Below are 6,329 nucleotides of genomic sequence, written 5' to 3' on the forward strand. Positions count from 1 at the left end.
GCCTCGGCCTCGGCCCGCGCGGCCTCGGCCGCCGCCTGGCGCGCGGCCTCTTGCGCGGCGAGGCGGGCATTGCGTTCCTCGACCAGGCCATCGGGCCGCAGACGCGGCAGGCTCGAGCGGTCCAGCGCGAGTTCCGAGCGCGGCGCGACCGGCACGGCCGGGGCGTCCGGGACCGGCGCTTGCGGACGGGCAGGCTGGCCCTCGGCCGTCGGAGCGTCCGGCGTGGCGGGGCGTCTGGGCGCGGTTTCGGCGGCGCTGTCCGGCGCCGGGACGGGTTCAGGCAGGTCGGTCGCGACCGTCACCGGCGGCCGCGCCTCGAAATCGCTGAGATCGGGCTGGCGCTCGGCCGCGTCCGGCCGGGCCAGCGCCTGTGCCGCATCCTGCGGATCGGGGGCACTGGCGCCGGCGGGGGCGGCTGCCTTGTCCTGTTCGACTTCGGGCGGGGGCATCGCTGCGACCGCGGTGGCCTCCCGAGCCACAGGACCGGCCCCGCGCGAGGCCGCGGCCAGCGCCTCGAAGTCGTCGCCGCTCATCGTGGCGACCTGGGTCGTGCGCAACGGCGTCGAGGGCTGCGGCCGGAAGAAGACCCCGCCCAGCACCGCCCACAGGATCAGCGCGGCATGTGCGCCGCCCGAGATCCACCAGCCGATGCGGGATTCGCGGTCATCCTGCATGAAATCAGCCATCCATGCGCGGGCCGCCCGGATCGGTGACCAGCACGATATTGGTAAGTCCTGCGGCATTCAGCGCGCCCATGACCTGCACCACCCTGGCATAGGGAATGGTGCCATCGGCGCGCAGGAAGATGCGGTCGCTTTGACGTTCGGCCAGTACGGCGCGCAGCCGGGCCACGATCTGATTGTCAGCGAGGGGATTGTTCATCAGCGTGATCTGTCCCTCCGCGGGGATCGAGATCACCAGCGGTTCCTCGGGCTCGGTCGGCACGGCGGTCGCGGCGGTCCGGGGCAGGTTCAGCGGCACCCCGGCCGTCATCAGCGGCGCGGCGACCATGAAGATCACCAGCAGGACCAGCATGACATCCACGAAGGGCGTCACGTTGATCTCGGACATCGGCGCGTTGCGCCGCCGCCCGCTTTTCCTTCGGCTGATCCTTTTGACGACGTCGGCCATCGCGGATCAGACCTCGCTGTCCAGCTGGCGCGACAGCAGCGTCGAGAACTCGTCCGAAAACGCCTCCCAGTTGCCGGTCACCCGTTCGGCGTCGCCCGAAAGCTTGTTGTAGAACACGACGGCGGGGATGGCGGCCAGCAGGCCAAGCGCCGTCGCCAGCAGGGCCTCGGCGATGCCGGGTGCGACGACGGCAAGACTGGTATCCTGTGACATGGCGATACCTTCGAATGCGGTCTTGATGCCCCAGACGGTGCCGAACAGGCCGATGAAGGGCGCGGTCGAGCCGACGGTGGCCAGAAAGGACAGGCCCCGGAACAGGCGCGTTTCCTCGCGCTGGATGGCGACGTTCATGGCGCGGTCGATCCGCTGCGTGCCGCCGGGGATCAGTGCGCCGTCATCGCGGTGGCTGCGCCGCCATTCGGTCATGCCGGCGGCAAAGACCCGTTCGGTCGCGCCCGAGGGCGTCTCGCCCAGCCGGTCATAGACATCGTCCAGCGGCTCGCCGGACCAGAAGGCGCGATCGAAGCGGATTTGCTCGCGCCTTGCGGCGGCGAAGGCCAGGAATTTCTGGATGATGATCGCCCAAGACCAGACCGAGGCGACGATCAGCAGCACCATCACCACCTTCACGGTCAATGACGCACGGGCAAACAGCGCCAGAAGCGAAAAATCGAGGGCCTGGGCGGCCTGAATGGGTTCCATCGTCACTGCCTCATCTTCCGGGCCTTGGTCGAATCATCCAGAACCCGCCGGTCTGCCGGACCGGCTGGCACGGATCGCCGGCCTTCTAGCCTCTCTTTATCAAATCTTGCAGCCCCCTGCCGCAACACAATGGCGTCACCTGCCGGAAAGCACCAGCCGATGCGCCGCGATGGCTTCGTAATCCGGACGCAGCCGGGTGGCCAGATCCGCCAACGGCCCGTCCAGTTCGGGACCGGGCCCCTCGGGCCCGCCAAAGCCGTTCGAGCGATTGACCGCATCGTACCAGACCGCACCCCAGACGCCATCCTCGGGATGCGGGCCGGCCTGCCAGGACAACATGGCCTCGGTCCAGGGCAGGTCGATCGCGGCGCATAATGCCCGCAGCGCGCGACGAGGATCGCGGCGGATATCGGCGCTGTCGATCACGATGGGCGCGGCGCCGCGTTCGGCCATCTCGCGAAACATGCTCCACTGACGGGCGAAACCCAGCTCGGCCGGGTCGGGCAGACCGCGCTTGGCCGCGAAAGAGGCCACGACACGCTCGGGTTCGCGGATCAGGAAGACATTGGTGACGGTCCCGGTCCAGCCCAGGTCCATGCCGGGCAGCATGTGCTGAACCATATGCTTCTGATACTGCACCGGCGCGGCCGCCGGATCGGTGGTCAATCCGGGCAGCACAATGCGCCAATCGGTGGGCTGGCTGGCAATCACCTGATCCCGCATCGGATGGGGCAGGCCGGTCTGCGACAGATAATGGGCATAGAACGGTTCGTCCACGCAGACACAATCGGGACGGGCACCGAAGCTGCGCATCATCGCCGTCGAAAGATTGCGCGGCCCCGACCACATGGCGATGCGGCGCGGCTCAGTCATCGGCCTTCCGCAGGATGGCGGCAAGCGGTGCGGGCAGGCGCGTCGGCCGTCCGCGCGCGTCCAGACAAGCGATGGTCACGCGGGCGGCGAACAGCACCTCGCCGTCGCGCGTGACGGTCTGATCCATCACGATTCGCGCGGCGCTGAGCATGTCGAGGCGGGTCGCGACCTGTACCAGATCGTCGAACCGCGCCGGCCGCAGATAATCCGCCTCGATCCGGCGCACGGCGAAGACCAGGCCCGCCTGCCGTTTCAGCGCGGCCTGATCGATCCCCAGGGCGCGCAACCATTCCGAGCGTCCGCGCTCGATGAATTTGAGGTAATTGGCATAATAGACGATCCCGGCAAGATCGGTATCCTCGTAATAGACGCGCAGGATCATGGAATGGCTCATGGCAGCTATCCTAGGACGGGGTCGGAATACCCGCAATCGCCCGTTCGGCGGGCGAAGGGGGCGGCACGGACAAACTCCGTGCCGGTCGCTGTCGCTGGACGGATGCGCGCGTTCCGCGCGCTGTCGCGCGGGCCGCATCAGGTCCGCGCGATCCTTGCCGACAGACGCAGGGCATGGCTGGGATCCTGCGCTGCCACCGGCAGGATCGGGTCATAGGCCGCCCGGATCAGCGCCGCGAGATCCGTCGAGGGCGCAACGTCGCGCGCGAAGCTCAGCGCGCTGCGCATGGTCAGCGCCTCGGCAAGCTGCGCCGGATGCGCATCGCCCAACGCGCCCGACATCCGCACGAAATGCAGACAGGCCCGGATGCCGCCATCGGCATCAAAGCGAAAAATCCGGTATTGATCGGCCTTTAGCCCGGCCAGCCGCCCGGGCAACCCATCCTGGCCCGTCAGAAGATCCAGATCCGGCACGCCCTGCAATTCCTGCCAGTCGCGCATGAAGAACAGCATCAGGTTGCTGCCCATCTCGGGGTCGGTCTCGGTCACGGGATGTCCGGCATGGGCAAAGCCGGCCCGGATTGCGGCCCGAAAGATGTCGAGGCTTTCCTCGGCCAGCCCGAACGCGACCGGCGCGACCGGTCGCCCCCATCGCGCGCACAGAAACGATCCATCCTGGCGCGTGAACAGCGCCGCAATCCGGTCAGGATCCATCGAAACCTCCGCCGGTCCCTTTGCCTTGGCCCAAATATCCTGGGGGAAGTCGCCGGAACGGCGACGGGGGGCAACGCCCCCTGCCTCCGCCGCCGGTCTATCCCGGATCAGCCGACGATCGTTGCCTCGGTCGCGGCGCGGATCTCGTCCTCGGTCACGCCATCGGCGGTCTCCACGATCTTCAGGCCGCCCTCGACCACATCCAGCACGCCCAGGTTGGTAATGATCCGGTCCACCACGGCCTTGCCGGTCAGGGGCAGCGTGCAGGATTTCAGCAGCTTTGATTCGCCGGCCTTGTTGGTGTGGTCCATGACCACGATCACGCGCTTGACGCCCGCGACCAGATCCATCGCGCCGCCCATGCCCTTGACCAGCTTCCCGGGGATCATCCAGTTCGCCAGATCGCCGTTTTCGGCCACCTCCATCGCGCCGAGGATCGCCGCCGCGATCTTGCCGCCGCGGATCATGCCGAAGCTGGTCGCGCTGTCGAAATAAGACGTGCGGTTCAGCTCGGTGATGGTCTGCTTGCCGGCGTTGATCAGGTCGGGATCTTCCTCGCCCTCATAGGGGAAAGGCCCCATGCCCAGCATGCCGTTTTCCGATTGCAGCGTGATGTCCTTGTCGCCGGTGTAATTGGCCACCAGCGTCGGGATGCCGATCCCGAGGTTGACATACATTCCGTCTTCCAGTTCCTCGGCCGCGCGGGCGGCCATCTGGTCGCGATCCCATGCCATTACGCGGTTTCCTTCTTGCGGGTGGTGACCTTCTCGATGCGCTTCTCGTGCGGGCCCTGGATGATCCGGTGCACATAGATGCCGGGCAGGTGGATGCAGTCGGGATCCAGCGCGCCGCGCTCGACGATCTCCTCGACCTCGACCACGCAAACCTTGCCGGACATCGCGGCGGGCGGATTGAAGTTCCGTGCCGTCTTGCGGAACACCAGATTGCCGGTGTCATCGGCCTTCCAGGCTTTCACAATGGCCAGGTCGGCGACGATGCCGCGCTCGAGGATGTATTCCTCGCCGTCGAAGACCTTAACTTCCTTGCCATCGGCGATCTGGGTGCCGACGCCGGTCTTGGTGTAGAAGCCCGGAATGCCGCTGCCGCCCGCGCGCATCCGTTCGGCAAGCGTGCCTTGCGGGTTGAATTCCAGCTCCAGTTCGCCCGACAGATACTGACGCATGAATTCCGCGTTCTCGCCGACGTAAGAACTGATCATCTTCCTGATCTGCTTGGTGTCCAGCAGCTTGCCCAGGCCGAACCCGTCCACGCCGCAATTGTTGCTGGCGATGGTCAGATCCTTTACGCCGCTATCGACGATGGCGTCGATCAGCAATTCGGGTATGCCGCACAGCCCGAAGCCTCCGGCCGAGATGAACATCCCGTCCTTCAAAAGACCGTCCAGCGCCTCGGCCGCGTTGTCATAGACCTTTTTCATCGGCCCTCCCCTCATGGATCCGGTTTCGATGAAAGTCATGGCCCGCAGGGCAATCCGTGTCAATCAGGCCACACCCTGTTCGTGCCGCGACTTGACCTGCCGACCCGACCGGTGGCAATCATGATGGATGAACCGCATCCGCGCCATCTCTGCGATCTCTTATCGCCCGCTGACATAGCGGGGGCAGAGCCATGTCAACCGCGCGGGGAAGCGGTTGACCGGATGACATCACCACGAGCCTGCGCCGAAATCCAGGGTCGTCCCCATGTCCAATCCCGACTGTCCCCATCTTTCGATCATCGGCTTCGGAGCCTTCGGCCAGTTGATCGCCCGCCATTTGCGCGATCACATGACATTGTGCGTCTGCGACCCCGTGCTGTTGGTCAACGACCTGTTGCAGGTCGATCTTGCGCAGGCCGCGCGCTGCCGCATCATCGTTCTGTCCGTGCCGCTGTCGCAGATGCGGTCCGTGCTGCACATCATCGCGCCCCATCTTCGCCCCGGCGCGATGGTCATTGATGTGGCTTCGGTCAAGCTGCTGCCTGCCACGATGATGCAGGCCATCCTGCCCGACCATGCCCAGATCGTTGCCACGCATCCGCTGTTTGGGCCTGCAAGCGCGCGCGAGGGCCTGACGGGTCATCGCATCGCATGGTGCCCGCTGCGCGGCGACGGCCACCGGCGAGCGGCGGCATTCCTGCGAAGGCTGGGATTGCGGGTTCTGGCAACCACACCAGAGGCACATGACCGCGAGATGGCCGTGGTGCAGGGGCTGACGCATCTGATCGCGCAGGGTTTGTCGGGAATTGGACCGATACCCGACAGGCTGACCACCGAAAGCTTCCGGCGGCTGGTCGAGGCCGTGGCGATGGTTCAGGCGGATTCACCTGAACTGCTGCGGACGATCCTGCATGACAATCCCCATGCCGGGCCGGTCCGCGCGCGGTTCGTGAAGGCGATAGCCGGCATCGCGGAGATGGCCGAGACAGGCTGAGGCATGCCCGACGGGGTCATTCGGCGGACTTCCTGCCGGCCGCGGGCTTTTTCACGGCAGCCTTCTTGGCAGTCTTGGCAGTCT

General features: G+C 66.4%; 8 protein-coding genes and 1 pseudogene. 1 reads left to right on the forward strand and 8 read right to left on the reverse strand.

Features of this window, described 5'->3' with window-relative positions; translation table 11 throughout:
* From B4A72_RS09725 to B4A72_RS09760, 8 genes and pseudogenes are all read right to left on the reverse strand, one after another.
* A pseudogene (locus B4A72_RS09725) lies at positions 1 to 686 on the reverse strand (protein TolA); the annotation flags it as partial.
* The gene (locus B4A72_RS09730; protein WP_414692495.1) at positions 679 to 1,071 is read right to left on the reverse strand and encodes an ExbD/TolR family protein; all 393 of its coding nucleotides are present in this window, start codon (positions 1,069 to 1,071) and stop codon (positions 679 to 681) included. The pseudogene B4A72_RS09725 and the gene B4A72_RS09730, both read right to left, overlap by 8 nt.
* A 66-nt stretch (positions 1,072 to 1,137) precedes the next feature.
* Positions 1,138 to 1,833 carry a protein TolQ gene (gene tolQ / locus B4A72_RS09735; protein ID WP_292953270.1) on the reverse strand — a complete coding sequence of 232 codons (696 nt, stop codon included), beginning with the start codon at positions 1,831 to 1,833 and terminating at the stop codon, positions 1,138 to 1,140.
* A gap of 135 nt (positions 1,834 to 1,968) precedes the next feature.
* Complete coding sequence (locus tag B4A72_RS09740; RefSeq protein WP_292953267.1) at positions 1,969 to 2,706, reverse strand: HAD family hydrolase; 738 nt, start codon at positions 2,704 to 2,706, stop codon at positions 1,969 to 1,971.
* The gene (ybgC, locus tag B4A72_RS09745) at positions 2,699 to 3,100 is read right to left on the reverse strand and encodes a tol-pal system-associated acyl-CoA thioesterase (protein ID WP_292953264.1); all 402 of its coding nucleotides are present in this window, start codon (positions 3,098 to 3,100) and stop codon (positions 2,699 to 2,701) included. The genes B4A72_RS09740 and ybgC overlap by 8 nt, the downstream gene beginning before the upstream one ends.
* A 137-nt stretch (positions 3,101 to 3,237) precedes the next feature.
* On the reverse strand, positions 3,238 to 3,813 hold the full coding sequence (locus tag B4A72_RS09750) for a hypothetical protein (RefSeq protein WP_292953261.1): 576 nt from the start codon (positions 3,811 to 3,813) through the stop codon (positions 3,238 to 3,240).
* A 107-nt stretch (positions 3,814 to 3,920) separates the two neighbouring features.
* Positions 3,921 to 4,547 carry a CoA transferase subunit B gene (locus tag B4A72_RS09755; protein WP_292953258.1) on the reverse strand — a complete coding sequence of 209 codons (627 nt, stop codon included), beginning with the start codon at positions 4,545 to 4,547 and terminating at the stop codon, positions 3,921 to 3,923.
* Positions 4,547 to 5,251 (reverse strand): CoA transferase subunit A, encoded by a 705-nt coding sequence (locus tag B4A72_RS09760; RefSeq protein WP_292953255.1) that lies wholly within the window; start codon positions 5,249 to 5,251, stop codon positions 4,547 to 4,549. Before B4A72_RS09760 ends, B4A72_RS09755 begins: the two co-directional genes overlap by 1 nt.
* A gap of 265 nt (positions 5,252 to 5,516) precedes the next feature.
* Between B4A72_RS09760 and B4A72_RS09765 the strand changes: the two genes are divergently transcribed.
* Entirely contained in the window at positions 5,517 to 6,245 is a 729-nt protein-coding gene (locus B4A72_RS09765; protein WP_292953252.1) for a prephenate dehydrogenase, read from the forward strand.
* Positions 6,246 to 6,329 lie beyond the last annotated feature (84 nt).

The sequence above is a fragment of the Paracoccus sp. UBA5162 genome, assembly GCF_002413585.1.
Classification (GTDB): Bacteria; Pseudomonadota; Alphaproteobacteria; order Rhodobacterales; family Rhodobacteraceae; genus Paracoccus.

Excerpts from the sequence above, each read along its gene's own strand:
- B4A72_RS09730 (WP_414692495.1), bottom strand. The coding sequence starts at position 1,071 with ATGTCCGAGATCAACGTGACGCCCTTCGTGGATGTCATGCTGGTCCTG.
- tolQ (WP_292953270.1), bottom strand. The coding sequence starts at position 1,833 with ATGGAACCCATTCAGGCCGCCCAGGCCCTCGATTTTTCGCTTCTGGCG.
- B4A72_RS09740 (WP_292953267.1), bottom strand. The coding sequence starts at position 2,706 with ATGACTGAGCCGCGCCGCATCGCCATGTGGTCGGGGCCGCGCAATCTT.
- ybgC (WP_292953264.1), bottom strand. The coding sequence starts at position 3,100 with ATGAGCCATTCCATGATCCTGCGCGTCTATTACGAGGATACCGATCTT.
- B4A72_RS09750 (WP_292953261.1), bottom strand. The coding sequence starts at position 3,813 with ATGGATCCTGACCGGATTGCGGCGCTGTTCACGCGCCAGGATGGATCG.
- B4A72_RS09755 (WP_292953258.1), bottom strand. The coding sequence starts at position 4,547 with ATGGCATGGGATCGCGACCAGATGGCCGCCCGCGCGGCCGAGGAACTG.
- B4A72_RS09760 (WP_292953255.1), bottom strand. The coding sequence starts at position 5,251 with ATGAAAAAGGTCTATGACAACGCGGCCGAGGCGCTGGACGGTCTTTTG.
- B4A72_RS09765 (WP_292953252.1), top strand. The coding sequence starts at position 5,517 with ATGTCCAATCCCGACTGTCCCCATCTTTCGATCATCGGCTTCGGAGCC.